At 35.1% G+C, this 26853-nt stretch carries 29 protein-coding genes and 1 pseudogene; 20 read left to right on the forward strand and 10 right to left on the reverse strand.

Features of this window, described 5'->3' with window-relative positions; translation table 11 throughout:
* Positions 1-171: 171 nt before the first annotated feature.
* The gene (gene npdG / locus ACJMLD_RS09445) at positions 172-855 is read left to right on the forward strand and encodes an NADPH-dependent F420 reductase (RefSeq protein WP_405270871.1); all 684 of its coding nucleotides are present in this window, start codon (positions 172-174) and stop codon (positions 853-855) included.
* A 254-nt stretch (positions 856-1109) separates the two neighbouring features.
* Here the strand turns inward: npdG and ACJMLD_RS09450 are convergent, their stop codons facing one another.
* The gene (locus ACJMLD_RS09450) at positions 1110-1328 is read right to left on the reverse strand and encodes an exodeoxyribonuclease VII small subunit (protein WP_405270873.1); all 219 of its coding nucleotides are present in this window, start codon (positions 1326-1328) and stop codon (positions 1110-1112) included.
* Positions 1328-2581, reverse strand: coding sequence for an exodeoxyribonuclease VII large subunit (gene xseA / locus ACJMLD_RS09455; protein ID WP_405270875.1), 1254 nt, complete (start codon positions 2579-2581; stop codon positions 1328-1330). Before xseA ends, ACJMLD_RS09450 begins: the two co-directional genes overlap by 1 nt.
* A gap of 207 nt (positions 2582-2788) precedes the next feature.
* On the opposite strand from xseA, the gene ACJMLD_RS09460 reads away from it, so the two are divergent.
* From ACJMLD_RS09460 to pyrE, 3 genes are read left to right on the forward strand one after another with little or no spacing between them, the layout of a single operon-like run.
* Positions 2789-5431: a PEP/pyruvate-binding domain-containing protein gene (locus ACJMLD_RS09460; protein ID WP_405270877.1), complete on the forward strand. Its 2643-nt coding sequence runs from the start codon at positions 2789-2791 to the stop codon at positions 5429-5431.
* 29 nt (positions 5432-5460) lie between these two features.
* Positions 5461-5691, forward strand: a complete 231-nt coding sequence (locus ACJMLD_RS09465; RefSeq protein WP_405270879.1) for a PRC-barrel domain-containing protein — start codon at positions 5461-5463, stop codon at positions 5689-5691.
* 9 nt (positions 5692-5700) lie between these two features.
* Entirely contained in the window at positions 5701-6228 is a 528-nt protein-coding gene (pyrE, locus tag ACJMLD_RS09470) for an orotate phosphoribosyltransferase (RefSeq protein WP_405270928.1), read from the forward strand.
* A gap of 33 nt (positions 6229-6261) precedes the next feature.
* Here the strand turns inward: pyrE and ACJMLD_RS09475 are convergent, their stop codons facing one another.
* Genes ACJMLD_RS09475 through ACJMLD_RS09490 form a run of 4 tightly spaced genes read right to left on the reverse strand, consistent with a single transcriptional unit; the run spans position 6262 to position 8713 of the window.
* Positions 6262-6768: a molybdenum cofactor biosynthesis protein B gene (locus tag ACJMLD_RS09475; protein WP_405270881.1), complete on the reverse strand. Its 507-nt coding sequence runs from the start codon at positions 6766-6768 to the stop codon at positions 6262-6264.
* A gap of 13 nt (positions 6769-6781) precedes the next feature.
* Complete coding sequence (locus ACJMLD_RS09480) at positions 6782-7108, reverse strand: winged helix-turn-helix domain-containing protein (protein ID WP_405270883.1); 327 nt, start codon at positions 7106-7108, stop codon at positions 6782-6784.
* Between the two features lie 19 nt (positions 7109-7127).
* On the reverse strand, positions 7128-7925 hold the full coding sequence (locus ACJMLD_RS09485) for a helix-turn-helix transcriptional regulator (protein WP_405270885.1): 798 nt from the start codon (positions 7923-7925) through the stop codon (positions 7128-7130).
* On the reverse strand, positions 7922-8713 hold the full coding sequence (locus ACJMLD_RS09490; protein WP_405270887.1) for a helix-turn-helix transcriptional regulator: 792 nt from the start codon (positions 8711-8713) through the stop codon (positions 7922-7924). The genes ACJMLD_RS09485 and ACJMLD_RS09490 overlap by 4 nt, the downstream gene beginning before the upstream one ends.
* Before the next feature lie 206 nt (positions 8714-8919).
* On the opposite strand from ACJMLD_RS09490, the gene ACJMLD_RS09495 reads away from it, so the two are divergent.
* The 3 genes from ACJMLD_RS09495 to ACJMLD_RS09505 are packed head-to-tail and all read left to right on the forward strand — an operon-like array spanning position 8920 to position 11529.
* Entirely contained in the window at positions 8920-9426 is a 507-nt protein-coding gene (locus tag ACJMLD_RS09495; RefSeq protein WP_405270889.1) for a type II toxin-antitoxin system VapC family toxin, read from the forward strand.
* Complete coding sequence (locus ACJMLD_RS09500; protein ID WP_405270891.1) at positions 9423-10538, forward strand: DUF2117 domain-containing protein; 1116 nt, start codon at positions 9423-9425, stop codon at positions 10536-10538. The genes ACJMLD_RS09495 and ACJMLD_RS09500 overlap by 4 nt, the downstream gene beginning before the upstream one ends.
* A 16-nt stretch (positions 10539-10554) precedes the next feature.
* On the forward strand, positions 10555-11529 hold the full coding sequence (locus ACJMLD_RS09505; protein WP_405270893.1) for a methanogenesis marker 2 protein: 975 nt from the start codon (positions 10555-10557) through the stop codon (positions 11527-11529).
* Positions 11530-11547: 18 nt separating this feature from the next.
* Here the strand turns inward: ACJMLD_RS09505 and ACJMLD_RS09510 are convergent, their stop codons facing one another.
* The gene (locus tag ACJMLD_RS09510; RefSeq protein ID WP_405270895.1) at positions 11548-12285 is read right to left on the reverse strand and encodes a thermonuclease family protein; all 738 of its coding nucleotides are present in this window, start codon (positions 12283-12285) and stop codon (positions 11548-11550) included.
* A gap of 123 nt (positions 12286-12408) precedes the next feature.
* On the opposite strand from ACJMLD_RS09510, the gene ACJMLD_RS09515 reads away from it, so the two are divergent.
* From ACJMLD_RS09515 to ACJMLD_RS09565, 11 genes are all read left to right on the forward strand, one after another.
* Positions 12409-13956, forward strand: coding sequence for a methanogenesis marker 3 protein (locus ACJMLD_RS09515; RefSeq protein ID WP_405270898.1), 1548 nt, complete (start codon positions 12409-12411; stop codon positions 13954-13956).
* Positions 13928-14398: a methanogenesis marker 6 protein gene (locus tag ACJMLD_RS09520; RefSeq protein WP_405270900.1), complete on the forward strand. Its 471-nt coding sequence runs from the start codon at positions 13928-13930 to the stop codon at positions 14396-14398. The genes ACJMLD_RS09515 and ACJMLD_RS09520 overlap by 29 nt, the downstream gene beginning before the upstream one ends.
* 8 nt (positions 14399-14406) lie before the next feature.
* Complete coding sequence (locus tag ACJMLD_RS09525; protein ID WP_405270902.1) at positions 14407-14865, forward strand: methanogenesis marker 5 protein; 459 nt, start codon at positions 14407-14409, stop codon at positions 14863-14865.
* A gap of 1 nt (position 14866) precedes the next feature.
* Positions 14867-16108, forward strand: coding sequence for a methanogenesis marker 15 protein (locus ACJMLD_RS09530; RefSeq protein ID WP_405270904.1), 1242 nt, complete (start codon positions 14867-14869; stop codon positions 16106-16108).
* A 21-nt stretch (positions 16109-16129) separates the two neighbouring features.
* Complete coding sequence (locus tag ACJMLD_RS09535) at positions 16130-16690, forward strand: methanogenesis marker 17 protein (RefSeq protein WP_405270906.1); 561 nt, start codon at positions 16130-16132, stop codon at positions 16688-16690.
* A 69-nt stretch (positions 16691-16759) separates the two neighbouring features.
* Positions 16760-17626, forward strand: a complete 867-nt coding sequence (locus ACJMLD_RS09540) for a radical SAM protein (protein ID WP_405270908.1) — start codon at positions 16760-16762, stop codon at positions 17624-17626.
* A 326-nt stretch (positions 17627-17952) separates the two neighbouring features.
* Complete coding sequence (locus ACJMLD_RS09545; protein WP_405270910.1) at positions 17953-19035, forward strand: zinc-binding dehydrogenase; 1083 nt, start codon at positions 17953-17955, stop codon at positions 19033-19035.
* A gap of 141 nt (positions 19036-19176) precedes the next feature.
* Positions 19177-19956, forward strand: coding sequence for a hypothetical protein (locus ACJMLD_RS09550; protein WP_405270912.1), 780 nt, complete (start codon positions 19177-19179; stop codon positions 19954-19956).
* A 149-nt stretch (positions 19957-20105) separates the two neighbouring features.
* Complete coding sequence (locus ACJMLD_RS09555; RefSeq protein ID WP_405270914.1) at positions 20106-21026, forward strand: manganese-dependent inorganic pyrophosphatase; 921 nt, start codon at positions 20106-20108, stop codon at positions 21024-21026.
* A gap of 251 nt (positions 21027-21277) precedes the next feature.
* Complete coding sequence (mtnA, locus tag ACJMLD_RS09560) at positions 21278-22207, forward strand: S-methyl-5-thioribose-1-phosphate isomerase (RefSeq protein WP_405270916.1); 930 nt, start codon at positions 21278-21280, stop codon at positions 22205-22207.
* Positions 22208-22358: 151 nt separating this feature from the next.
* Complete coding sequence (locus ACJMLD_RS09565; protein WP_405270918.1) at positions 22359-23576, forward strand: hypothetical protein; 1218 nt, start codon at positions 22359-22361, stop codon at positions 23574-23576.
* 93 nt (positions 23577-23669) lie between these two features.
* On the opposite strand, the gene ACJMLD_RS09570 is transcribed toward ACJMLD_RS09565, so the two are convergent.
* A complete protein-coding gene (locus tag ACJMLD_RS09570; RefSeq protein WP_405270920.1) occupies positions 23670-23888 on the reverse strand; it encodes a hypothetical protein in 219 nt (72 codons plus the stop codon).
* A gap of 121 nt (positions 23889-24009) precedes the next feature.
* The gene (locus ACJMLD_RS09575) at positions 24010-25014 is read right to left on the reverse strand and encodes a class I SAM-dependent methyltransferase (protein WP_405270922.1); all 1005 of its coding nucleotides are present in this window, start codon (positions 25012-25014) and stop codon (positions 24010-24012) included.
* 35 nt (positions 25015-25049) lie between these two features.
* On the opposite strand from ACJMLD_RS09575, the gene dph5 reads away from it, so the two are divergent.
* Entirely contained in the window at positions 25050-25841 is a 792-nt protein-coding gene (gene dph5 / locus ACJMLD_RS09580) for a diphthine synthase (protein ID WP_405270924.1), read from the forward strand.
* Positions 25842-26289: 448 nt separating this feature from the next.
* Entirely contained in the window at positions 26290-26745 is a 456-nt protein-coding gene (locus ACJMLD_RS09585) for a MarR family winged helix-turn-helix transcriptional regulator (protein ID WP_405270926.1), read from the forward strand.
* Positions 26746-26753: 8 nt separating this feature from the next.
* On the opposite strand, the pseudogene ACJMLD_RS09590 reads toward ACJMLD_RS09585, so the two are convergent.
* Positions 26754-26853 (reverse strand): annotated as a pseudogene (locus ACJMLD_RS09590) (3-hydroxyacyl-CoA dehydrogenase); the annotation flags it as partial.

A 26853-nucleotide genomic window follows, 5' to 3' on the forward strand; every position in this document is an offset into this window, starting at 1 on the left:
TCGAAGACGCATTACTCTTGATGAAAGACAAACCAAAAGACTTAATCAAACCTGTAGTAATGTTAGATCTCGACTAAGTTCTTTAAGATTTCTGAAATATAGTTAAGTAATGGATTAGTTTCCATTACTTTTTTTTAAAGATTTTAATCTATAATTCGTAAAGGTGATAACATGAAAGTTGCAGTTATTGGAGGAACTGGACCACAAGGTCTTGGAATTGCAAAAAGATTTGCAATTGAAGGTGTTGAAGTAATTGTAGGATCCCGTAAAGAAGAAAAAGCTTTAAGTATTGTGGAAGAAACAATTGAAGAACTCAAAGATTATGATTTAAATATTGTAGGAATGGCTAATGAAGACGCTGCAAAAGCAGGAGACGTTCTAATTTTAACCGTACCTCTTGCAGCTCAAAAACCTACTCTTGAAGGAATCAAAGAATTCTGTAATGATAAAATTGTTCTTGACGCAACTGTTCCATTGGAAACAGCAATTGGTGGAAAACCTTTCCGTTTCATTGACTTGATGGAAGGTTCTGCTGCTGAAAGAACTGCTAAAATCCTTGATGGAACCGGTGCAAAAGTAATTTGTGCATTCTGTAATATTAGTAATTCCCATTTATCCAATATTCCTAATGAAATTGATTGTGACTGCTTAATTGCAGGGGATGACAAAGAAGCAAAAGAAATTGCGATTGAACTCATTAATAAACTTCCAGGTATTCAAGCGATTGATTGCGGAATATTAGAAAAATCAAGAATTATCGAAAAAATTACTCCATTATTAATCGGATTAAACATTAAATATAAATCCCATTATGGTGGACTTAGAATTACCGGAATTCCACAATTTGAAAAATAATGTTGAAATTAATATATATCTTTATACTACTCTAATTAAAAAATCGTTGTCTTAAAATATAGATATGGTTAAAATATTTAATTTCAACTGTGGTTAAATATTAAGGAAATTATGAACTATTTATTCATAATTTTCTAATATTTAACTTAAGATTTTTTCATAAGCATATTCAATCTTTTATGTTCCCTTTTTCTTTTTTTGAATTACTGTTTATTTGAACCACTTGATTTTTTTTAAGAGAACCTATGGATTAACTATTCAATAGGGTTAAAATCTTCTATTTCATCATTGTCCTGAACAATTTTGGCAATGGCTTCTTCAGCATTATTTAATTTGGCATTGCATACTTTAACCAATTGCATTGCTTTTGTAAATTCATCAATAGCATCATCTAAGGGTACATCGCCAGTTTCTAATTTGTTCACAATCGCTTCTAATTGTTCCAGACTTTCTTCAAAGCTCAAATCTTGCATCATATCACCTTTGTATTTATTGTTCCATCATCAAATTCAATATTCAGTTCATCTCCACTCTTAACATCTTTTGCACTTGATATTACTTTATCATCAATTTTAACTATTGAATAACCTCTTTTCAATGTTAAAAGTGGATCTAAAATTTTTAATTTGTCAACGTTTCTTAAAAACTGTTCTCGTTTAGCTTTGGTTACCTCTTCAGGATTTCTCAAAACAGATCTTGACTCAATTTTAATTAGTTTATTCCTATTTTCGGAAATGATGTTTTTAGAGGTAACATTCAATTTTCCTATCAGATTGTCTAAATGCATTTCCTTGATTTCATAAATTGATTCGGGATTTTTGAATATCTGCTTTTGAGAAATATTATCAATCTTTTCTTTATTCTGAATTAATCTGTCATTAATGCTCTTATTGATTCTCTGATTTAATTGACTAACCTTATATTTGACTTCATTTATGTCGGGTACGGCAATTACTGCAGCGCCCGTTGGTGTAGGTGCTCTTTTATCCGCCACGAAATCAGATATTGTGTAATCAATCTCATGGCCTACTGCACTGATGACAGGTATTTCGCAGGCATAGATTTCGCGTGCAACAATTTCTTCATTGAATGGCCATAAATCCTCAATGCTTCCTCCTCCTCTTCCAACAATCAACGTATCGATGTCATATTGTTGTGCATGCCTGATTTGGCGCACAATTTGAGGGGCTGCCATGTCTCCCTGAACGAGCGTTGAAAATACCAAAACCTCACAGTAAGGGTATCTTCTTTTAATTGTTGTGATAATGTCTCGTATAGCTGCGCCTGTTCGTGCCGTTACAACCCCAATCTTTTGAGGATATTTAGGAATTTCTTTTTTGTGCGCGCTGTCGAATAAGCCTTCACCAGCAAGCTTTTTCTTCAGTTGTTCAAATGCAATATGCAGGTCTCCAATTCCGTCTTCAGTCATGCTATTGGCATATAACTGATATTTGCCGTCCCTTTCGTAAACTTCGATTTTACCTTTTATGATTACTTTCATACCATTTTCAGGCTTGAATTTTAGGCCATGCTTTCTACCTTTGAACATTACTGCAGGGATTTGTGATTTTTCATCTTTTAGGGTAAAATAACTATGTCCGCTAGGGTAAGTTTTATAATTGGATATCTCGCCCCGAATGTATATGTTTCGCAAATTAACATCTGATTTTAGCATTTTGTTGATGTAGGCATTTACTTGAGATACGGTTAGGTATTCATCGTCCATGTATTCACCTTCAAAGCAATGTTGTTATTATGTTGTTTATACTAAATACAATTTTTCATTTTGATGTAATTCTTGCTCTTTTTGTCATTCGGAAGTCATTTTGCCGGCGAATTAAAAAATATTCAATATTTTTATATATTAAATTAAATATACTTCAAAATAAGAATAAATTTAAACTAAAAACTGAACATTTATGGAGTTTTTATTATGGCTGCTTTTGAAAGAGTAAAATCAGGAATTGACGAGTTGGATGAAACCTTGGACAATATCCGTCTAGGTGATAATGTAGTATGGCAAGTTTCAAACTTAAAGGAATTCTCTTATTTTGTTAATCCTTATGTAAAACAGGCACTTGAAGATGAAAGAAACCTAATCTATATTAATTTCGGTCAGCACGAACCATTAATTCCAATGACCGATGATGATTTTGAGGAATTGGAAGCTGAGCGAAACAATCCCAATACGGAATTTGCCATGATTGAGCGCAATGGTGTTAAGATTTATAAAGTGGACCCTATGGAACAGTTTGAGTCATTCACTTTAGAAGTTCACAATATTATTACAAAAGAAGGATTCGATGCATTTTATGTATTTGACTGTCTTTCTGACTTGCAGGCTGCATGGGCAACCGATTTGATGATGGGAAACTTTTTCAGAGTTACCTGCCCATATTTGTTTATTCTTGATACTGTAGCATTCTTCCCTGTCATTCGTGGAAAACACTCATTTGAATCCATTGCAAAAATCAGGGAAACAACACAACTCTTTTTAGATGTATATTCTAATAATAACGATGTTTATGTCCATCCATTAAAGGTATGGAATAGGTATTCTCAAACAATGTTTTTAGGCCATAAATATAATCCTGAAACCGGCAGCGTAACAACTTTGACTGACGGTTTGGAAGTTTCTAAGTTTTATCAGGTAATCAATTCTGCATCTGCTTACAATAACGAGCAAAGCACTGACAGCTGGGAGAGATTTTTCACGGCTACCGAGCTTTTGCGCCAGAATGGCGTGGATGTGTCTGATAGATGCGATTTGATGTGCTCTATGATGATGGCCAAAGATGATCAGGTAATCGAAAAAATCAAGCAATACTTTGACTATGAAGACTACATCAACGTTTACAACCGTTTGGTTGGAAGCGGAATGATTGGAGGAAAAGCTTGTGGTATGCTTTTGGCCCGTAAAATCATTGAAAAAGATCGTCCGGATTTATATGCTAATTTTGAGCCGGATGATTCATTCTACATAGGTTCCGATCTGTTTTACACATATATAGTATTCAATGACTTATGGAATATTCGTGTAAGGCAAAGAACCAAAGAAGGATACTATGAAGCGGGCAGTGAATTGGAAGAAGGGTTGAGAAATGGAGTATTTCCGGAAGACATTAAAAATGAATTCAGAAGGGTTTTGGATTACTTTGGCCAAAGTCCAATCATCGTTCGTTCAAGTAGTCTTTTGGAGGATGGATTCGGAAATGCATTTGCTGGAAAATATGAGTCTGTATTTTGTGTGAATCAAGGTTCACTCGATGAACGGTTAGAAGCGTTTGAAGAGGCTGTCAAGACCGTCTATGCAAGTACAATGAATATTTCCGCTTTGGAATATCGTTCATTAAATGATTTGGATGACTGCGATGAACAGATGGGGCTTTTGGTTCAAAGGGTTTCAGGTTCCTATTATGACGACTATTTCTTCCCGACCATAGCGGGCGTTGGTTTTTCATACAGCCCATACTCTCCGCAGCCGGATATGGGGCATAACGGTGGAATGCTCAGGCTTGTAATGGGTCTTGGTACAAAAGCGGTGGACAGGACTCAAAACGATTATCCAAGAATCATAAACCTGGATAGGCCTCATGCAATAGACCATCCTGATGTTGCAGAGCGCCATAAGTACTCGCAGCATTCTCTTGATGTCTTGGACTTAAAGGAAATAGCCCTTCATGAAATTCCGGTTGAGGAAGGTTTGGAAGTGCTTCCAAGATATGCTAAACGGCCTGTAATTGAACATGATACCGAAGCCGAGAGAAGATTTAGGGAAAGAGGAAAAAGAAGAGAAATAGTCTTTGTAAACTGTAACGGTATCGTAAACAATGACAAGTTCATATTCATGATGAAAGAGTTGCTTAAGACTCTTGAAACCGCTTATGACTATCCTGTCGATGTTGAATACACTGTAAACATAGGTGCCGATAATTCCTTTGTCGTTAACTTGCTGCAGTGCAGGCCTCTTCAGATTTCAACAACAAAAGAGGAAATTGAGATTCCTGAAGATGTGGGCGAAACTTATTTCCATATCAGAAATGCATCCATGGGAAGATCAAGAAAAGAAAACATTGAAACATTGGTTTATGTCGATTCCCACAAGTATTATGAATATCCTTATGCTAAAAAAAGCCTGATTGCAAGAATCATCGGTGAAATAAATACCTATTGCAAAGAAAATGACAAAACATCAATGCTGATTGTTCCGGGAAGAATCGGAACTTCCTCTCCAGAACTTGGAATTCCTGTTGTGTTTGCAGAAATTAGTCAATTCAGGGCTATTTTGGAAGAGTCCTACAGCAAAGTGGGTTATGTTCCGGAACTGTCTTTCGGAAGCCACATGTTCCAGGATTTGGTTGAAGCGGATATCTATTATGGGGCCATTTTTGAAAATGATAAACGTTTAGCATTCAATAAAGATTTAATCAAAGATTTGCCGAACAAACTAAAGGATATTAATTCAGAGTTAGATGAAGAGTTGTATGAAATGATTCATGTTGTTAACTTTGATGATAAAAATCTTGAATTTTATCATGACATGAGAAAAGATGAATCTAAATGTATTTTAAACTGAAAATACAATATATCATTAGGTGTTTTTTCATGAGAATTAAAGATGAATTATTTGGCAAAGAAGTTCTTGATGCTGAAATCCAGATTGTAGGTAGAGTTACCGATGTTATTTTTGATAAGGATTCCTTTGAAGTAACAGACTTGGTAATTAAGAAAACCGGATTTTCAGAACAGATTAAAGCTAGCGAAAATATTGTACCTATGGAGCTTGTAAAAGCGATTGGGGATAAGATTTTACTTAAAGGCGAAGAGGATATCTAATTGATTTATATGGTTTCTAAAGAATATTTAATTGATTTGTTAAAAGAAAATGAAGTGTTTCTTGAAGGGGATTTCACACTATCTTCCGGAAAGAAAAGCAACTATTACATTAACATGAAAAAAGCTATTACCGAACCTGAAATTTTATCTACAATATCCAAATTAATCACTGAAAAAATTAATACGGATGAGATTGATAAAGTTGCAGGCCCTGCTTTAGGTGCAGTTCCAATAGCTACAGCAGTTTCTTTAGAATCTAAACTTCCATTATTGATGATTCGCAAAGAAAAGAAAGGTTACGGCACTTCCAAACTCATTGAAGGCGAACTAAACGAAGGAGATAATGTAATTGTCGTTGAAGATGTCTCAACAACAGGTGGATCTCTTTTAAAAGCAATCAAAGCTATTCAGGACAACGGGGGCAATGTAAAAAGAGCTTTTGTTGTTGTCGATAGGCAAGAGGGAGCAATTGATGAGTTTAAAAAAGAAGGTATTGTGCTTGAGCCCTTAATTAGTGTAGACGAATTCTTTGATTAAAAAAAGAAAAAATAATGATGAAGATTCATTTCATCATTTTTTTACATGATGGACAAAATGAGGAAGTTCATCAATTATAATGCTAAATGCAGTTTTAACAGCATTTGGTGAACCTGGCATAGAAAATATAACTGTTTTTTTATATATTCCAGCGGTAGCTCTAGAAAGCAGTGCTGCTGCACCAATCTCTTCATATGATTTTGCTCTAAACATTTCACCAAATCCATCAAGCTTTTTTTCGAAAAGTGATTCAACAGTCTCAACGGTGATATCTCGAGGGTCAAGTCCTGTACCGCCAGTGGTTAAAATAACATCAATATCTTCAGATATCATATTTTCAATAGCATTTATCAAGTCCTCTTTTTCATCAGGAATTAAGCTTCTTGATTTCAAAGTGTATCTTGCTTCGATTTCTTCTGCCATATACTGGCCGGACAAATCAGCTTTTTTTGATTTTCTACTATCACTTAAAGTGATTACTCCACATGAAATATCTTTTGATGATTGCTTTTGATGTTCACTAGCTGTTTCACTTTTCATTTTTCCACCTTTCTTATTCGATTCCGAGAAACTTCTTAATTAGATTATATTCATCTAAGCAATTAAATAATTTATTGCTTGGATAATAGAGAATACAATTTTCAAGCTCTTCTCTTTCGACATATTTATGGTCATGAATAATGTTTATATGGTGAAGTATGGTCTTATAATCCAAATTCAGTTGTCTTGATAGTTCATTAACATTATAAGGTTTTAATAATAGTTTGTCTATTATCATTATAGTTGTTCTTCCACCTTTTCTTCCAATTAATAAATTTGAAAGTTCTCTATTATCTAACGCATAAATTTTCTTAGTAAGTATCAGAGCTTCATTTGTCAATTAAATCACTCACACAAAATCAATCAGAAAAAAATCTAAAAAGATTCAACGCCCACTTCATAGCATTTTCATCTTTGCCGATCAAAATTTGTGAATCATCATAAAGCCCATCTTTGAAAAATAAGCTTAATGACATAAAATTGTTAGAACGTGTTAAAAATACTTTTAAATCCTGCTCAATACAATTTATTTTCACTTTCTTGTTTTTGAGCAATGCATTGTTTAAATCGGTGTTTTGTTTAATTGATTTTAAGATTCTTTTGCTTACAATCAACTCTATTTTTTTAAACTTCTCTTCATTTAAAAGTCTAATCATATGTTTGAAATGGTTTTCTGAGTAAATTGGTAGTATTATCTGCAGTTCTGTTGATTTTGAAATTAATTTTATGTATTTTGTGAACGCGTTTGACAAATCACTTGTTGTTGAGTTTTCATATTCCACATCTTTCAACAGATAAATATTCTTCAACATTTCTTCCGGGATGTCAGTTAAATCATGATTATTCCAAAATGTTTTGTTTCTGTTTATGGAATACCAGTTTTCTATTAACTTTATCATATTTGTTGTTAATAGATATCCGTTTGATGTTAGTTCATAATATTTCTGAGATTTTTTAATGAGATTGATGTTTTCTAATTCTTTAAGGCCGTGCAATATTGTGGCTGAAGGTTTTTTTAATTCTTTCCGTAGTTCTTCTAGATTTTTGGAATTTTCATAGACTGCTAGAAGTAGTTTGATTCTCATGCTTGAAGTTAAAATATATTTGACGTTTTTAAATTCTTCATTTAGTTCTTTTTTGGTTTGGATTGTAGTCATTTAATCACATCACATTTAATTGTTTCAAAGAGATTTCTAGCCCAATTTTGTGATTCTTCACTTTCTGAAATTAGAATTCTGTTCTGATCAAAACTTCCATCGTTTTTGAATAATCCTAAACTCATGCTTTTATCACAAATTGTCAAGTATAGTTTTAAATCATCATTGACAGGATAAATCTTCAATCTTCTTGTTCTTTTAGCTTTTTTCATTAGTTTAACATCAATTTTTGATGTAATGGCTTGGAAAATGCTTTTAGGAATAATTATTTCGACATGCCCATTATTTTTTAAGATATTTTCAATCAGTTGGGGGTATTCCGGATGGAGATACGGGAAAATGGCTTTCAATGATTTTGATTTCATTAGTTGGCCTTTGACGGTATTGTGGGTTTTATAAATGTCAATGGGGGTTGTTTCAATTAATTTGGAGTCTTTCAAATCGGTAATGTTTTTCAAACAATCAATACTTAGTTGGTTTAAGTCGTGCCTGTTCCAAAAACCGTCATATTCCCTTATCAAGTCAAGGCTGTTTTTAAAATCCATCATGGTTTTGAAATAGATTTCAGTCATGGGGGTTATGTGGTAGTCATTGTTTATTTTTTTGATATGGTTGTTCTGCTCTAATTTTGAGATGTTGCTTGATATGGAACTGTATGTAATCTTTGTATCCTTGACAAGCCCATGCACATTATTAGGGCGGTTTTGCAGTTCACTTAGAATTTTTAATCGAATTTCAGATTTTGCAAGAAATTTGATATCCTCATTTATTTCATTGTGAATATTCATTTTCATTTTCCTCCAATTTTTTATAATATCAAATTTTTTCATCTAGATTTAAATAGATTTTTCCAAATCTCTTCCTAATCTCTTCAATGGTTATCCCAAGGTTTTTCCATACTTTTCCCAATCTTTTCCCATAGATATCCCATGCTTTTTCCAGATTATTTTAAAATTACTAAAACTTATTAATTTATAAAAATCAATATAACAATATGGAAATCTGTTATGTTTTAGATGCATCTGCCTTTATCAATGGATTCAAAATTAATTCCAATAACAATTATACTGTTCCGGAAATCACTGAGGAAATTAAGGATTTTGAATCAAGGCTGATGTTTGACATGGCGATTGATGAGGGTTTGCTGGTTATACAAGATGTATCATCGGAGTATGTAAGTTGTGTTAATGATATAATATCTGAATCCGGTGATATTTTAAGGTTATCCCTGCCCGATAAAAAATTGATTTCACTTGCATACATGTTGTCTGAAGAGGGCAAGAACGTTAAGGTAATCACTGATGATTATACCATCCAGAATACTTTAAAAATCATGAAAATCCCTTATTCTGGCATCATTACCGATGGAATTAAAGGAATCTACAATTGGAAAAAGGTTTGTGAAGGCTGCAAAAGGGAATATGCGGAGAATTATCCTTTTGATGACTGCGAGATTTGTGGGTCCAAGATTTTTAAAAAAAGAATTAAGGTGAATAAATGAGAATTGGTATTGTAGTTCATGGTCCCAATATTATTGATTCGGGTTATGCTTTAAAGCTAATAGATTTGCTTAAGGATTATGGTGAAGTCAAAGCAAGGCTTGGTGGAACTATGGGCAGAACTGCCGTTATCGATGCCAGTTTGGAAGATGTAATCGATATAAGTAAGAAACTGGTTCCAAGCGATTCCCTAAAGATATTCCATGACGATGATGTTGATTTGATATTTTTGCTCAACTACGGAAAGTCCAATGTTACAGGCCAAGTGTTTGGATATAAGGTCTATAATCATTATGCCGATAAAGTCGATGACAACAGCATTCCGGTTATTCAAATCGAAAGGCCCGGTGAAGATGATGGAAGCATAATTCCTTGGAATAATGACCTCGCCATTGTCAAAGAACTGTCTCAAAAGTTGAACCTGGATATTGTAACTCCTCGGGAGGTTTATGATAATCATATTAGGCAGGACAATCCTGGCCTTAATCAAAGAATTGTTCATGGGGTAAGTCCGGATGAGAATATCATGGTAAATGGTGTTGTCATTGGAAAAACCGATTCTGATAAACTCACACTAATAGCCAAGGACAATCATATCGTCGACATTATTGGCGGGGAGCTGAAGGCCCACGGTCTTGAAAAGTTGGGTGAAGTTGATTTGGACTCGGTAATTATAAAGACCGGACTTTTGCGTAAGGCAAAGGTCACGCCGAGGGTCATCTCAACAGATAAGCCGAATGACTTTAAGATTACATTTTTAGACCATGCCGGTGAGGATGTTTATAGATTTAGAGATTCCAGTGTTGTCATTACTGTGGGTGATGACACCACATTGATATCTTCCGACATTCTTTATCGTTTTGATATACCTATAATCGGAATAACCGACGGCGATTTGGATAAGGTCGTGGAGGACGGATTCAAGGTTAAGGATTCTGTCATCTTTGAAGTTGAAAGCGGTTTTGATGATGTCGTCGGTCAAGATATCAAGAGGATAATCTTTGACGGCAAACGGGAGTCCTATGCTTATCAGAATATCGATGAAGTTAAGGACAAAATTGAGGAAATAATAAAAAATATAAATTGTAAATACAAAATTAATCTTATTAATTGAACTAGGAAGTGTAACTTTGGATTTTGCAAATCTCGTAAAAGAAATTCAGGAATTTAAGGGAGTGTCACGTAAAAGCTCTATCGATAATGTCATTTCCCTTTTGAAAGAATCATATAACGTTTCTGGAAATGTTGTAATTGATATTGGCGATGATGCTTCAGCTATTGACATTGGAAATAATCAGGTATTGCTGCTTGCGGCCGATGGAATTTGGGGCGATATCATGAATGTCAACCCTTATTGGGCAGGATACTGTTCAGTCCTTGTAAATGTAAATGATATTGCAGCAATGGGTGGAAAACCATTGGCTATGGTCAATATAATGTCAATAAGCAATGATGGTATTTACGAAGATCTGCTAAACGGAATCAAGGATGGTTGTTTGAAATTCGGCGTTCCGATGGTTGGAGGACACCTGCACCCTGATGGTGAAGTTGATTCATTAGGTGTGGCCATTGTTGGAATTGCCCAAAAAGATAAGATCATAACTAGTTTTGGAGCAGAAGTCGGAGATAAAGTAATCGTGGCAATTGACCTTGATGGCAAACCTCACGAAATGTTCAGCCTGAATTGGGATACAACTTATGACAAGGATGCGCAACTGGTTCAAGATCAGATTACGGCAGTTCAGTACTTGGCAGAGCATGATTATATTAAATCAGGAAAGGACATTTCAAATCCTGGAATTTTAGGGACTTTAGAAATGCTTTTGGAAACTTCCGGTAAAGGGGCAATTGTTAATTTAGAGGATATTCCTAGAAATGAAAGCGTTGAATGGGTTGACTGGCTCAGGTCTTATCCGGGTTCCGGGTTTGTCTTTACTGCAACTGAAGACAAATGTGAATACATTAAGGAATATCTGGCCGAATATTCGATTGCTGCGGAAGTAGTCGGTGAAGTAACCGATTCCAATTCACTTTACTTGAATTATGGTGATGAAAAGGCAGAAGTGTTTAATCAGGAGAAAAATCCCGTATTTGTTTTTAGATAGTTGCTATTTAAAAAAAAGTTAAGGGTTGCAGACCTTACAAGGCTGGTATCCCTGACTTATTGCCAGGTCTCTGCTTTTGAAGTATACTCTGTTGTGTTCTGCGGTTTTCTGACCCCATTTGCAAGTGGATTCATGGAATTTTCCTGAATTTGAGTTTCCGATATAGCTTCCGGAATCGCTGGAGCTTGAGCTCTTATCAGTATGGGTATTTACATATGTGTTTTGTGAAGTTGGAGTTGGGGTTGAATCTCCAGCCCAATTGTATGGATAAAATTCGCTTGGAGGCATGTACATTATTTCTGCAAGGCCTTCTTTCAATAGCATCTCATTCAAATTCTTTCCATCAACGATAACGACAGCCAATGTGCGCCCGTATCTGTCTTGGTGTTTTGCATCATCGACATCAAGCCCGATTTTCTTGTTTAGACAGAACTTTTGAACAAAGTTTTTGGAGGCGATATATCCTTCAACACCTCTTTCAGGCGTATTCACTCCGACAAAACGTACTTTTTCGCCGCTTTTCAGATAGATCGTATCGCCGTCAACGACCTCCACGCAAACTCCAGTCTTTTCAACGTGGCAACCAGTATCATTAAATTTGTTCAAAATCTTTGAATTGGGAACATCGCGGTATTTGGAAAATGGAATGTCATGGGTAAAGCCGGTCCCGGAATAGGCGCTGGCCACTGAAATGACTCCAATTCCTATTATCAATATTATCAATAAAGCAATGATATGTTTTTTAGTGATAGTCATTTTTCTTCTCCAATATTAATGTTATTATTTTGTGTTAATATACCTTTTGAAAATCAAATAAATAATTTTAATATATAGTGAATTCATAAATATATAATATTAAAAATTCTTTTAGGAGATTGTATGTTAATTAAAATTAATGGAGAAGAAATAGATGTTGCAGATGCTTCAACAATTCAGGATGTGATTGATGAAACAAATGCTCCCTATACTCCTGGTAGTATTGTTTGTTTAATTAAAGGTAAAAAGGAACTGGAAAAAAATATTAACAAATATAAAATTAAAACAAACCAGGGTTCTATTATCATTCAATTAGACGAATCTGAAGAAGCAAAACCTCTTGTGGATGTTTGGAAAAAACAATATGAGGAGTTTGTTGATTTGGATATCCGCTGGTCTACTCCAACAGAAGTGGCTATCGGCCCGATTGTAACTGATTTGGAACCGACTTCTGATGAATTCAAGTATTATGAAGGCGATGTTGTTTTAAGTTTGTCTAGTTTTAGTAACGAGTCAACTCATTTGATAATGCTTAAGGCCAACACTACTAATGTCTACAGCGTACCTCCATACAATAAGGGCATATTTGCTCGTGTTATTGGAGGTAGGAAAACATTAGAGAAGCTTACCGATGATGATAAGGTAATCGGAATTGAGCCAATCATTGAAAGAAGCACAACTACCGATACCGCTTCCGTGTCTGATTTAAGCACTGTTTTAGAGGAAGGCAATGAACTGTACACTTACATTTCATTCAATATTGATGAGGACTCTCCAGTTTGTGTAGAACACTTGTTCTCCCTTATTAAAGACGGTAGAATCAAGGTTTCATTTGATAGTGAGTCATTCATAGGTTTTTATGACCTGGAAGGAATTGATAAACCTAAAGAGGACACTACTCAAAGGACAAGAGGAACCATTACCGTTAGAAATGATGGAGTTGGTGTTGGAAGACTATATGTTTACCGTGAAAATAGGGTATTGACTCCGAACCATACTACTGTGGGTAATGTTGTAACTGGAATGGAAATTATTGATATTGCCAAAGAAAATGATTTTATTACCGTTAAAGCTGAACAGCAAAGGTTAATGTTATTAAATAAAACTCAAAGTGAAGCTACGGAAATATTGACTGCTGCAGGTGTCGAACACCTTATTGATGGACTTGTTGATGATGATGCGATAATCGTTGAACAAGAGCCTAAACATACAATCGATATCCTAAGGGAAGGTCATGTCATTACTAAATCTATTAAAAAAGAGGAAATTTGTACTATCAAGTTTGTAGAAAATGCTCCAAGATCTGTTAAATACTTCAAATTCCTGTCAGGCCTTTTAGAAAATCCTGTCGGTAAAATTAAAGTTCACTTTGCAGTTCCTGGAATGCACATCGTTATTTTCGAAGGAGATAAAAAATTAGCTAAAGGTTTAGTCCCTGAAAATAACCCTATTGATAAAGTTATTAGAGGTCAAATTGGAATTACGAACATGGCTTCAAAAAGTGCTGGTTTGATTGGTGTTAGATTTGAAGACAATGTTGAATTTGGACCAACTGCAGAAAACTTTGAAGCAACAAATATTATAGGGGATATTACCTCTGATTATGAGAGTCTTGAAAAATTAAAAGAAGGAGTTGTAGTATATGTCACCGAATCTAACCATGAGTCCTGATTTAGGTACAGAAGATTGGGATCCTGATGTAATCACCCGTATGATTTTTATTGGACCGGGAGCTCATGTAAGCGAACAAGAGATAGTTAGTGAGTTTCACATGCTTGGATTGCCTCTTACCATTAAGAACACTTGTTACGGATCAATGATTAGTGGTAAAAGTGAAGACGTTTACAAAGCTATTGAGGAAATTAGGAAACTTGACCCGACACACATTTTCACAAAAGAAAGGGGATTTGCTCCGGGCGATCCAAGAAGATGCAGAGGTCATAGGTTTGGTCCAAGAGAAGGTTTCCACCAAATGGAAAAAGAATATAGAATACTTGGTTTTGTTTCTGAAGCTTTAGAAAATCCTAAAGAAGTTGAACTTGAAGAGAAAAAACCAGTTAGCGTTGACGAATTTAAAAAAATCATGAATGAATGTTTAGAAAATAAGGAATAGGTGAAAATATGGTTAAAATAGCTCTTTATCCTCCAAATTCATTAATCTTAGCAGATTTACTTGAAAGGAAAGGTCATACTCCTTTAGTTTTACAAAAACAAATTAGACAAAAAATCAAAGACCCCGAGATTGATTCTCCTCCAATGAATATTACGGAAGACGATCCAATTAAAGGACTTAAATATGCAGCTATTGAGGTTCCTTCTGGTGTTCGTGGAAGGATGGCAATTATCGGCCCTCTCATAGATGAAGCGGAAGCGGCAATTGTTGTAGATGGCGCCCCATATGGTTTTGGTTGTATTGGTTGTGCAAGAACCAATGAATTGTCAATTTTCTTGCTTAGAAACAAAGATATTCCGGTTTTGGAACTGGATTATCCGACTAATCAGGATGAAACATATGTTATGGTGAATAAAATTAACGAATTTGTTGATTCACTTGAAGAAACTGTTGAGGGGGAGGAATAATATGGTTAAAATTGCTTTAGTTTCATGCGGAACAGAATATAGTGGAATTCAAAAAGAGATTGAAAAAGCGGCAAACAAGTTCGGTGCAGAAATTGTTCTTCCTGAAATTGATTTGGACTACATTGACGAGTCCTATGAGAAATTCGGATTTTCAGCTCAAAGTTCAAGCTTAAAGTTAATGATTGCAAGAGCCATGGCTATTGTCGAAGGCAGATCCAAACCTGATGCAGTATTCATTGCTACCTGTTTCAGATGTGCGGAAGCGGCATTGGTCAGAAATGAAGTGAGAAGGTTTATTCAGAATAATACACGCATTCCTGTAGTTACCTATTCATTCACCGAAAGGACAAAAGCTGATGAATTGTTCATCCGTATGGAAGCATTGGCCACTACCGTTACCCGTAGAAACATTCTTGCCCGTGAAAAACAAGAAGGCCTTACTCTTGGTTTAGACTCAGGTTCAACAACTACAAAGGCTGTTCTTATGGAAAACAACCAGGTCATCGGAACCGGTTGGACTGCCACTAAGGACATCATTGAATCTGCAAAAACAGCCGCTGCCGAAGCGTTTTCCAACACAGATTATGATTGGGATGATGTGGACGGTATCGGAACTACAGGTTATGGTAGATTCACCATGGGCCAGGAATTCGGAGCCGAACTCATTCAAGAGGAATTGTCCGTCAACGCAAAAGGTGCAGTATATTTAGCGGACTGTCAGAAAGGAGAAGCCACAGTATTGGATATCGGTGGTATGGACAACAAGGTAATCACTGTCAACAACGGTATTCCAGATAACTTTACCATGGGAGGTATCTGTGCTGGTGCATCCGGAAGATTCCTGGACATGACTTCCCGCAGGTTGGATGTAGACATCACCGAATTGGGTCCTCTTGCAGTACAGGGGGATTGGAGAAAGGCAATGCTGAACTCTTACTGTATTGTATTCGGTATTCAGGACCTTGTCACTACACTTGCGGCAGGAGGTTCCAAAGCGGATGTTGCTGCAGCGGCATGTCATTCAGTATCCGAACAAGTTTACGAACAGCAACTTCAGGAAATTGACATTCGTGAACCTTTAATCCAAGTGGGCGGTACAAGTTTGATTTCCGGCCTTGTTGAAGCTGTAAGTGAGACTTTAGGTGGAATTGAAGTTATTGTACCGGAATATTCCCAACATATCGGTGCGGTAGGAGCTGCACTTTTAGTATCTGGAATGGGACACAGACATGATAATAAATAAACATGCTAAAGGGTTGATTTGATGTTAGTTGAATGCTATGATGAGAGAGGTGCAGAAGTTTATGAAATCATCATTAAGCAGATTTTCCAGGATTTGGTTTTGGGATCTTCTGTAGATGATTTGAAGGCTTATGTTAATCCTGATGACCCGGTATTTGTTTTGGCTATTAAAATGAGAAAAACTTCTAATGCCATTCTGTTTGAAGATGTGGCTAATCTGACTTATAGCAAAGCAAATGATGTGACTACAATATTGATAGATAATGAAAATTACCTTCCGAATATATTGAAGCTATTGTGGAGGCAGTTTTCAAGAGATGAAATCTATCAACCGAATAGGTATCAGCTCGAAATTAAAGGGGATTACACTAATCTGAAATCTGCAGTCGTTGATGACCCTCATTCTAATTTGCAAAGACGTGTTTACGATGCAATCTTTAGAATATTGCCTGAAGGATTTAAAATCATTAAAGATTTATCCACTGAGGATATTGTGACTGTTGTAGCTACTGATGAGTTAATTAAAGATGCATGGATTGAAAAAGCTCATGAATATATTGATGAATTGAACAATGGCAAATAGAAAGGTTTAAATATTTGTTCGTATCAATACAAAATAACAGGAGTTATATTTAGAGGGAGTAGTGGTATTATGAATGAACACAAAGGTTCAAGATTTGCACATATAACAAGAGCACATCCATGTTTTAATGAAAAAATGCATGATAAAGTCGGAAGAGCGCACGTACCGGTTGCACCAAAATGCAATATCTTTTGCAACTTCTGTACAAGAGATATTAACGATGAAGAAAACAGGCCTGGTGTAACAAGCTGTATAATGAAACCTGATGATGCAATTACTCACATTAATGATGTTACTGCAGATGGTCCAATTGCTGTTGTAGGAGTGGCAGGACCTGGCGATTCATTGGCTAATGAGGAAACATTCGAATTCTTTGAAAAGTTAGCTGTTGAACAGCCAGACTTAATTAAGTGCATGAGTACAAATGGGCTTTTGCTTCCAAAATATGCAGATAGGCTTGCAGAACTTGGAGTGAACTCCGTTACTGTTACAATAAATGCGGTTGATCCTGCAATTGCCGAAAACATTTATTCTTTCATTAAATACGAAGGAAAAGTTTACAAAGGCCGTGAAGCTGTAGAAATCCTAATCCAAAATCAATTGGAAGGTGTCGAAAAGGCAGCAGCCAATGGTTTGGTGGTTAAGGTCAATTCCGTTTTGATTCCGGGAGTAAATGATGAACATATCGTTGAAATCGCTCGTGAAGTCGAAAAACGCGGTGCAGCTTTAATGAATGTCTTGCCTTTGATTCCATTAGGAAAAATGAAAGACTTGGAAAGACCGGACTGTTCCATGATGGAAAAGGTCAGGGAAGAAGTTGAAGAGATTATTCCAGTATTCAGGGCATGCACTCAATGCAGGGCAGATGCTTATGGAATACCTGGTAAGAAAAGCGAAGACCATCATTTGGGAATGACTCCACAAAGTCATTACTGATTGTTGTTAAGCTCTAAAGCTTTTTTTCTTTTTTTAATATTTTTTTATCTTTTATCATTCTATAATTCTTGTTTTTAGCCATTATTTGGTGAAAATATGATTAAAACTTTGCATTATTGATAATATGAATCAAAAGCGAATTTTTTTAAATGAAATATTAACATTATGTTTACCATCATTTAAAATTTTTAACAGATATTAAAATTTTTACCTTATATTAAAATTATTACCACTATGTTTAATAAATTATAAAAAATATAATATTTTTTTCAATAAAAAAGAAAATATTATATAAATTATTTAATAAAATTTTAATTGGTGATATCATGAAAGGATATGCTATAATTAAAACTGGTGAACACGGATGGATAGATGTTGATGAACCTGTTGCAGGTCCTTTAGATGCAATCTGTAAACCTATTGCAGTTGCACCTTGTTCTTCAGACACTCACGCAATGCACGCTGGAATGGGTCCGGCAGGACCACTCATAAACAGAATTATGGGTCACGAAGCTGTTGCAGAAGTTGTTGAAGTTGGAGACTTAGTAACAAGATTTAAACCTGGAGACAAAGTAGTAGTTCCATGTACTACTCCAGACTGGGCAACCATGCCTAACTTACAAGAAAAAGGAACCAACAACGCACACGACTTTGATGTAATGACTAGTTTTAAATTCTTAATCCAAGAAGATGGTGTATTTGCAGAACGTTTCGCTGTTCACAATGCTGACACTAACTTAGTCATGCTCCCTGAAGGAATGGATATTGCAGACGCTTTAATGGTAACCGATATGATGTCCACAGGATTCTACGGAGCAGAGATGGCAAACGTTCAACTTGGTGATACCGTAGTAGTGTTCGGTATCGGCCCTGTAGGTCTAATGGCTGTTGCTGGTGCTAAACTCATGGGTGCAGGAAAAATCTACGCAACCGGTACCAGACAAAACTGTGCAGAATTAGCATTAGAATTCGGAGCAACCGAAATCATTAGCTACAAAGACGGAAGCACAGTAGAACAAATCCTTGAAAAAGAAGGCGGAAATAAAGTTGACTGTGTAATTATCGCTGGTGGTAACTGCGCATCTATGAACGAAGCATTGCAATTAGTAAAACCTAATGGATCCATTGGAAGTATCAACTTCTATGACTTAGAAGATGTATTCCATGTACCTGCTTTCGAATGGGGTCTTGGTATGGCAGACGTCACAATCCGTGGAGGATTCTGTCCTGGAGGAGCTTTAAGAGCTGAAAAACTATTAAAACTCATTAAATATGACAGAATTAAACCAGGAAAAGCATTCAACTATGAATTCCATGGATTTGACAAAATCAAAGATGCATTTATCCTCATGGATGAAAAACCAAGGGACTTAATCAAACCTATTGTATATATCGATGATTTAGATTAGATTTTTTAGTCTTTTCGGGTCTGTAAAATATTACAGGCTCCTTTTTTTAATTTTTTTCAGATTTCAACATCATAAACTCTAAGATTATTTTTTACAAAATTTTAATAGCATGTAGTTTCAAAGATAATGTTAGGTGTTTAAGTGGAATTAATTTATAATAAGATTCTGGAAGTTATTTTGGAGATAATTGTCTTTTTAGTTTTAATGGCTATTTTCAAGTTTATAGCCGATAAAATTAAAAATAATCCTCATAAAATACTGAACCTTAAGGAATACTTCCCTGAAGAGGAAATTCATTCGTTAAAACAAGTGTTTTACCTGATAATGATGGGATTGTTCTTCATAAATATTTTGTATGTGTTTATTATTGTTGAAAGTGATATAATTTATTTTGTAATTTTTGACATTGCCCTTTCATTATATCTGGCAATCAAATTAGATAAGAGCTCTTTAAAAAATAAGATTCTGCTGTTATTATTGATTCCATATGGTTCCCTAACATATATTCTATTCGGCAATAGCCTTGTTGGAGTCTTGGATTTGATTCATGTTCCGGTATTCATTTACTTTATAAAAGTATATTATGATAAATTCATGGAATATACAGAGTCAAATGGTTTGGGAATAACTATAATTTTATTATATACATTGATTTTTGTTAGTTTTTTGGTGACTCAAGTTGCAGAAAATGTCAATCCTTTGGATTCGCTTGTCATGGTTTCAAATGCATTTACAAGTAATGGGTATGCGATTTTAGGCTCTACCCTCGTTGGAAAGATAAATAATATATTTCTGGTTTGGGGAGGTTATCTATTGTCAGGCGTAGGTACTGCAACTTTAACGGCGGCAATCTTAATAAGGCACTTCAACAGCAGATTTGATGAATTGGAAGAACTAATAAAAAAGAACAATGACGAATAATTTCACTGCGCAAACACTTTTAAGAGAATCGATTTTACTTTTGAATTTTAAATGCCTCCCATGTTGAATTCATTAACACAATATTAAATATAGATGAAAATCAAACTATTAGTATAATATTTATTTAATAATTTTGAGGAAACGATAATATGGTTAAAACTTATGTATTTGGACATAAAAATCCGGATAGCGATTCAATCACATCCAGTTTGGTAATGGCTAACTTGGAAAGAGAATTAGGAAATGTTGATGCTAAAGCTTACAGATTAGGAGCCCTAAATAAAGAAACAGAATTCATTTTAAGCTATTTAGATATGGAAGCTCCTGTGCTTTTGGAAACTGTTGAAGATAGGGCCAACGTTATTTTGGTTGACCACAACTCCCCTGCCGAATCTGTAGACAACTTGGAAAATGCAAAAATATTGAAAGTTGTCGATCACCACAAGCTTGCTTTGGAAACTTCCTATCCGTTATACTTAAGGTTCGAACCTGTTGGTTGTACTGAAACCATTCTATGCAAATTATACGAAGAAAACGGTGTTGAAATAACCAAGGAAATTGCAACATTGATGTTGTCCGCAATCATATCAGACACTTTGCTTCTCAAATCTCCAACCACCACTGAAGAGGACAAAATCGCAGTGGAAAAACTTGCAAAAATTGCAGAAATCGACTATGAGGAATATGGTATGGAAATGCTCAAGGCCGGAACTGACATAAGTGACTGTTCAGTTGATGAAATCCTATCCCTTGATGCAAAGCAAATTGACTTTAAGGATGTAAAATCAATCGTAAACCAAGTCAATACCGTGGATATTGATGAAGTTATGGAAATGAAAGATGACCTTGAAGAGGGAATGAATAAAATAATCGATGATGAGGATTTGGATTTATTCATGCTCCTGATAACAGATATTGTTAACAGCAATTCTCAGGTAATTGTACTTGGAAAAGAGTCAGGTCTAGTTGAAAGGGCATATGGTGTCGAATTAGACGATAACACTGTTTTACTCGTGGACGTTGTTTCACGTAAAAAACAAGTGGTTCCTATATTGACAAAACATGCATAATTATTTGGAGTATTACTGAATAATGAGGTTTTCTTACTATTTTTAAGTAAGATTTATAAATGATTATTTTATAAATATATAATAGATGTATTTTTAAATACATCTCTAATCAATCCAATTTTGGATATTAAATTAGACGGGAAAGCATAATTATAAAACCTTTAATTGTATTTTTTATACATTAAAAAAAATTAGAAACTAACGTTAATTATGCTTTCAATATTTTTATACTTTTTTTATAGGGTGTTAATATGAAAACACTTGAATGGGAAGATAACAAATTAAAGCTTATTGATCAAAGAAAGCTTCCTGATGAATTGACCTATGTCTATTGTGAAAATTATCGGGATGTAATAACTGCAATTAAGAATATGACTGTACGCGGAGCTCCAGCTATTGGTGTATCTGCCGCTTTTGGAATGGCTCTGGCTGATATTCAAGGTGTTGATTTGGATAAGGCTGCAGATGAAATCAAGGCTGCAAGGCCAACTGCCGTCAATCTATTCTGGGCAGTCGATAGGGTATTAGGAAGCGACGATGCATTGGGCGAAGCCTTGAAAATGTATGAGGAGGATATGGCGACAAACAGGGCTATCGGAAAATACGGCGCAGAAGTCATTGACGATGGAGATACCATTCTGACCCACTGCAATGCGGGAGCCCTTGCATGCGTCGACTATGGAACTGCATTGGGCGTTATTAGGGCTGCACGGGATGCCGGCAAAAACATCAATGTGATATGTGATGAGACCCGTCCTCGCGGACAGGGAGCAAGCTTGAGCGTATGGGAAATGCAGCAGGAAAACATTCCAGTCAAATTGATTCCGGACGTTGCATCAGGATTTTTGATGTCACAAGGCAGAATCGATAAGGTTGTAATAGGTGCGGACAGGATTGCAAAAGGCGGTGTTGTAAATAAGATTGGTTCATTTATGGTGGCTCTTGCCGCTAAGCATCATGACATTCCGTTTTATGTGGCAGCACCATACTCCACTTTTGACAATGAAATCAATATCTATGATACTGTCATTGAAGAGCGTGACGGTGATGAAGTGAGATATTATGGCGGGGCCAGAATCTGTCCTGAAGGAACTGAAGTCATAAATCCCGCTTTTGACATAACTCCTAAAGAGTTGATTACAGGAATCATCACTGAAAAGGGAATTATCAATCCGATTTAGACATAATTCCATTATTTTTTTTTTAATTATAGATACTCTGTTTAAAATGAATGTTTGATAGGGCATTATTCAAAAATAAATAACTTAAAATAGTTAAAAAAACATAATATCAAATACAGAGGAATTTTTAAAAAATTTTATGGAGTTTAATATGTTCAAGAAAAAACACATTCTAATTTTGCTATTATTGATTGTGGCAATTGGAACAATTTCATCTGTTAGTGCAATGGACAATAATACAAGTGATGAAATTGCAATCGACCAAGACACAAATGTAATGGCAATTGAAAACAATGATAATGACATAATCGCGGATGATGACTATGTTGACGATTATGATGATGAATTCGATGACTATGAAGATGACGAGGATTACGAAGATGAGGATGATGAAGAATATCCATACGATTCTCAAATCACCGTGCAAGAATCAGGAAAATATCTTAATGATAAAGTTTTCAAAGTTACTTTAACTGATTTAGAGGGCAATCTTTTGAAAAATAATGAACTCTGGTATCATATTGAATCCAAAAATGGAAACTATTGGGATATTGGTACACTAAAAACCAACACAAAAGGAGTAGCTACTTACAAATGGGATTATACCCAGCTGCCTGCTGGAACCTATGATGTAGAATTTAGTTCATTTGGTGATGCAGACTTTGAAGAAGTACTATTAGAAAATGTTAAAGTTTCTAAATTAAGCGTAAAGATTAAACCAACAAAATTAACTACAGTATATAATTCTGGTAAAACATTTAATGTCAAAGTTGTTGACTCTAAGAATAGAGCCGTTAGTGGTGTTGTATTAACTTTAAAAGTATACACTGGTAAAAAAGCTAATACAGTCACAGTGACTACTAATGCGAATGGTATTGCTAAATATAAAGCATCCACATTATCTAAAGGAACTCATAGGATAATAATCAGTGCTAAAAATGCAAAAGCAACCAAGAAAAATTCAAAAGTAGTAATTAAACAAAGATCTTTAACTATTAAAGCAAAAAGTTTTAAAGTGAATACACGTGATATTGCTGGTGGTGCTATAACCATACAAGTTAAAGACAAATCCACTAAAAAAGGCCTTAATGGTGTTAAATTAACTTTAAAAATTTATACTGGCAAAAAATATAAGACTGTTAAATTAGTTACCGGTTATGATTCTGATGACAAGAAGAATGGTATAGCAGGTATTTTAACAAATCAGTATTCCGTAGGAACCCACAAAGTCAAAATTACACCAACTAATAAAAATTATAAAGGTTCTGCAAATGCAAAACTTGTAATTACTAAATCAGCAAAAAAGAACTTTTATAATTACCATCTTTACTTCTCAAAAGGAAAAGAGTACTTTAAAGTTTATAAATAATTTAATCTTTTCTTTTTTCTTTTTTATTATTATTTAACTTTAAAACGAATGTTTGATAAGGCATTATTTAAAATAACAATTTTCACAAAATTTTTAAAGTCTAAATCCTTTATGGACAGTTAATTTTTGGGATTTTTCGTGATATTTATTTGGATCTTGTAAGCTATCAGCAGTCATGTTTGGAGAAAACTGACTACAAGTGTCTGTTGGTTGTGTATGTTCTTTAATCAACATGCAAATTACGCCTTTGGCCGCTCCGTAAAGCTGAACATTAGATTGCCAGTGTCGGCAGTTTAAACATACTGGATCCACGTTAATCTCTGAAATATTAATCCCGTCAATTTCATACATTCAATCACCTAAATTGGTTTTGAATATTTCCTAGATGTAATTTAAAACTTCAATGTAGTAAAAATTTGTAATCGTGATTTACTCACTTATTATAGGCTTTTCCGTCAATTGCCACATGCCATTCTCCAGGGGATGTTGATTTGACTTTTCTGCAGTTAACGATTTCAACCTTTTTTCCAACAGCATCAGCAGCACTTTCCAAACGTTTTATTCCCTGTTCATATGAATCTGAAAACTCATAGTAATTGATTGTTCCGCCATCTTCAATCAAATCAAAAGCAACGTCAAGGAATGTATATGCAAGGCCAGGGAGGTTCATAATAATCCTATCAAATTTTAAGTTAAACGATTTGCTGACTTCCCTTACGTCACCACAGTAACTTTCAATATTGCCTTTCAATTTATTTAACTTGATATTTTCATCCAGATATGCAATTGCGGATTCGTTGATGTCCACTGCAGTTATTTCAACATCTCTATTCCGGGCAATGACAATCGGAAACGGACCTATTCCACAAAACATGTCAAGAATCCTTTCGCCGTCTTTCACACTTTCCATTACGCGTTTTCTCTCGGTTGCAAGCCTTGGTGAAAAGTAGACTTCACGGACATCAAGCTTCAATCTTGCGCCATGCTCCTTGTGGATTGTAACCGAATCGTCCTCGCCGGCCAGAAACTCCAGGTCACGTATGCGTGTTGTTCCCTTAATTGCACTCTTTTTCATGTAAACGGCTTTTCTTTTGGTAAACTTAAGTGCAGCATCACCAATCATCTGCCTTTTGTCAACCAAATCATCAGGAATTTCCAGAATGACGATATCTCCGATTGTGTCGAATGAAGTGCGCAAGTTCTCAATTTCTTCACCGGTCAGTTCCCCTTCCAGCAATTCGGAAAAACTGTGGGGTACTTTTGGCATTTCCTCCAAGTGCATGCAGACTATCTCATAGCCCTTGACATTATCGTTAACGGGAATATATCCGAATTCATCGCCGGCCTTTATCCTATAGTCCATATTCATCAGGCCCTTTTCCATTAATTCTATACGGGCATCATTCAGTTGTCTTAATGGAACTTTCACACATTTCATAAAGTTTATTATGATTGAAATATTATATAATATCTATGTTTTATTTAGTGGGATTGGGATTATTTGATGAAAAGGACATATCCTTAAAAGGATTGGAATGCTTGAAAAATGTTGATAAGATTTACGCCGAATTTTTCACATCAAGGCTGTTCGGCTCTAGCTTTGAAGCTATCGAAGAGCTGATTGGTCAGGAAATTGAAGTATTGGTTAGAGGGGAGGTTGAAGAGGAATCCAAATTCATTGATGAAGCTAAAACTTCCGATGTTGCCTTAATAACAGGCGGAGACCCTTTGATTGCAACCACCCACAGTGACTTTTTGGTGCAATGTTCCAAGAAGGGAATAGATTATGAGGTAATTCATGGCTCATCAATATTGTCTTCCGCTCCGGCCATTTCAGGTCTTCAGGGCTACAAGTTCGGCAAGGTAACCACAATACCGTTTCCGGATTACAATTTCTATCCCAAATCTCCTTATGAGGCCATTGAAGAGAATCTGAAAATGGATCTGCATACTTTGGTTCTGCTTGACATTCAGGCTCACAAGGACAGGTACATGACTGTTAATCGGGGTCTGGAATATCTGATGAGCATTCATGACGATTTGGACCGTGAAGGTCTGATAACACCTGATACTTTGGCCATGGGCATTGCCCGTGTAGGCTCAAAGGATGTTTGCGTCAAGGCAGGCAAAATCAGTGAGTTGATTGGTTTTGATTTTGGCGGGCCTCTTCACTGTATTGTTATTCCTTCAAGGCTTCACATTGTTGAAGCGGAATATTTGGTAGAGATTGCCGGTGCAGACCCAAAAATACTTGATGATGTCTGATTTTTAAAAACAAGGGAAGAGTGAAGTAGTATGGTTGGTACTACTTCTTCGAATTTTTGTTTTCAATTTTTAGAGATTAAAAAAGGTTGACTGATGTTTCAATTAAGATATGTAATTTAATTCACATCGTTTATTAATTATATTCTGAAAGTATATAAATCTTTTTATTATCGCTTATTAAAATGAGTATTATTATTTAAAAACAGTATTTTTCTAAAAATTAAGGGGGGAGTGGAAGTAGTAGTGTTTTTCTACTTCCTTAATGAAACATATTCTAACATTTTGGAGATTATAAAATGGTTGATGTCTTCATTATCAGACATGAAATTTAATTCACATCGTATAATACTTATATTTTAATACTATATAAATGTTTTTATCTGTTTTCCCAATTTCTGATGAATATGTAAATTATTTTTAAATATTTGATTTTATAAAATATAATTTGATGAAATTTGAAAAGACAATTGGATTTTATGATTCTAACAGGCTAGGGGATATATTATTTATTTTCCATAAAAATCACAAAAGGTACCTTAATGATGAGCTTTCAAAATATGGTTTGAGTCTGATACAGGCATTGTGCATTTTGATGATTTATGAAAGCGATGAATTGAATCAAAAAGATTTATCCGATGGCCTGTATTTAACCAAAGGAGCCATTACAAAGGCAATCACAAAGTTGGAAAGCGATGGTTGGGTTTTACGCGAAAAATCTATTAAGGATAAGCGTAATTATGTTTTGAAATTAACGGATAAGGGAGAAAATTTCATTCCAATCTTGAATGAGATTAATCAGGGATGGGAGTCTCAAATGGGTTTAAATGATTTGAATCCGAAGTTCATGGAAACATTTAAAGAATTGACTTCAAAATCCATTGATTTAAATTTAAAAAAAGAATAAAAAGGATTTTAATAATCGTAAAATCCTTTTCCAGCATTTATGCCAGTTTCACCAGCATCTATTTTTTCTTTAAGTTTCACAGCAATCTTGCCTTGTGTTGTTTCAGGG

The organism is Methanobrevibacter sp. (genome assembly GCF_045112895.1).
In the GTDB taxonomy this organism is placed as follows: domain Archaea; phylum Methanobacteriota; class Methanobacteria; order Methanobacteriales; family Methanobacteriaceae; genus Methanocatella.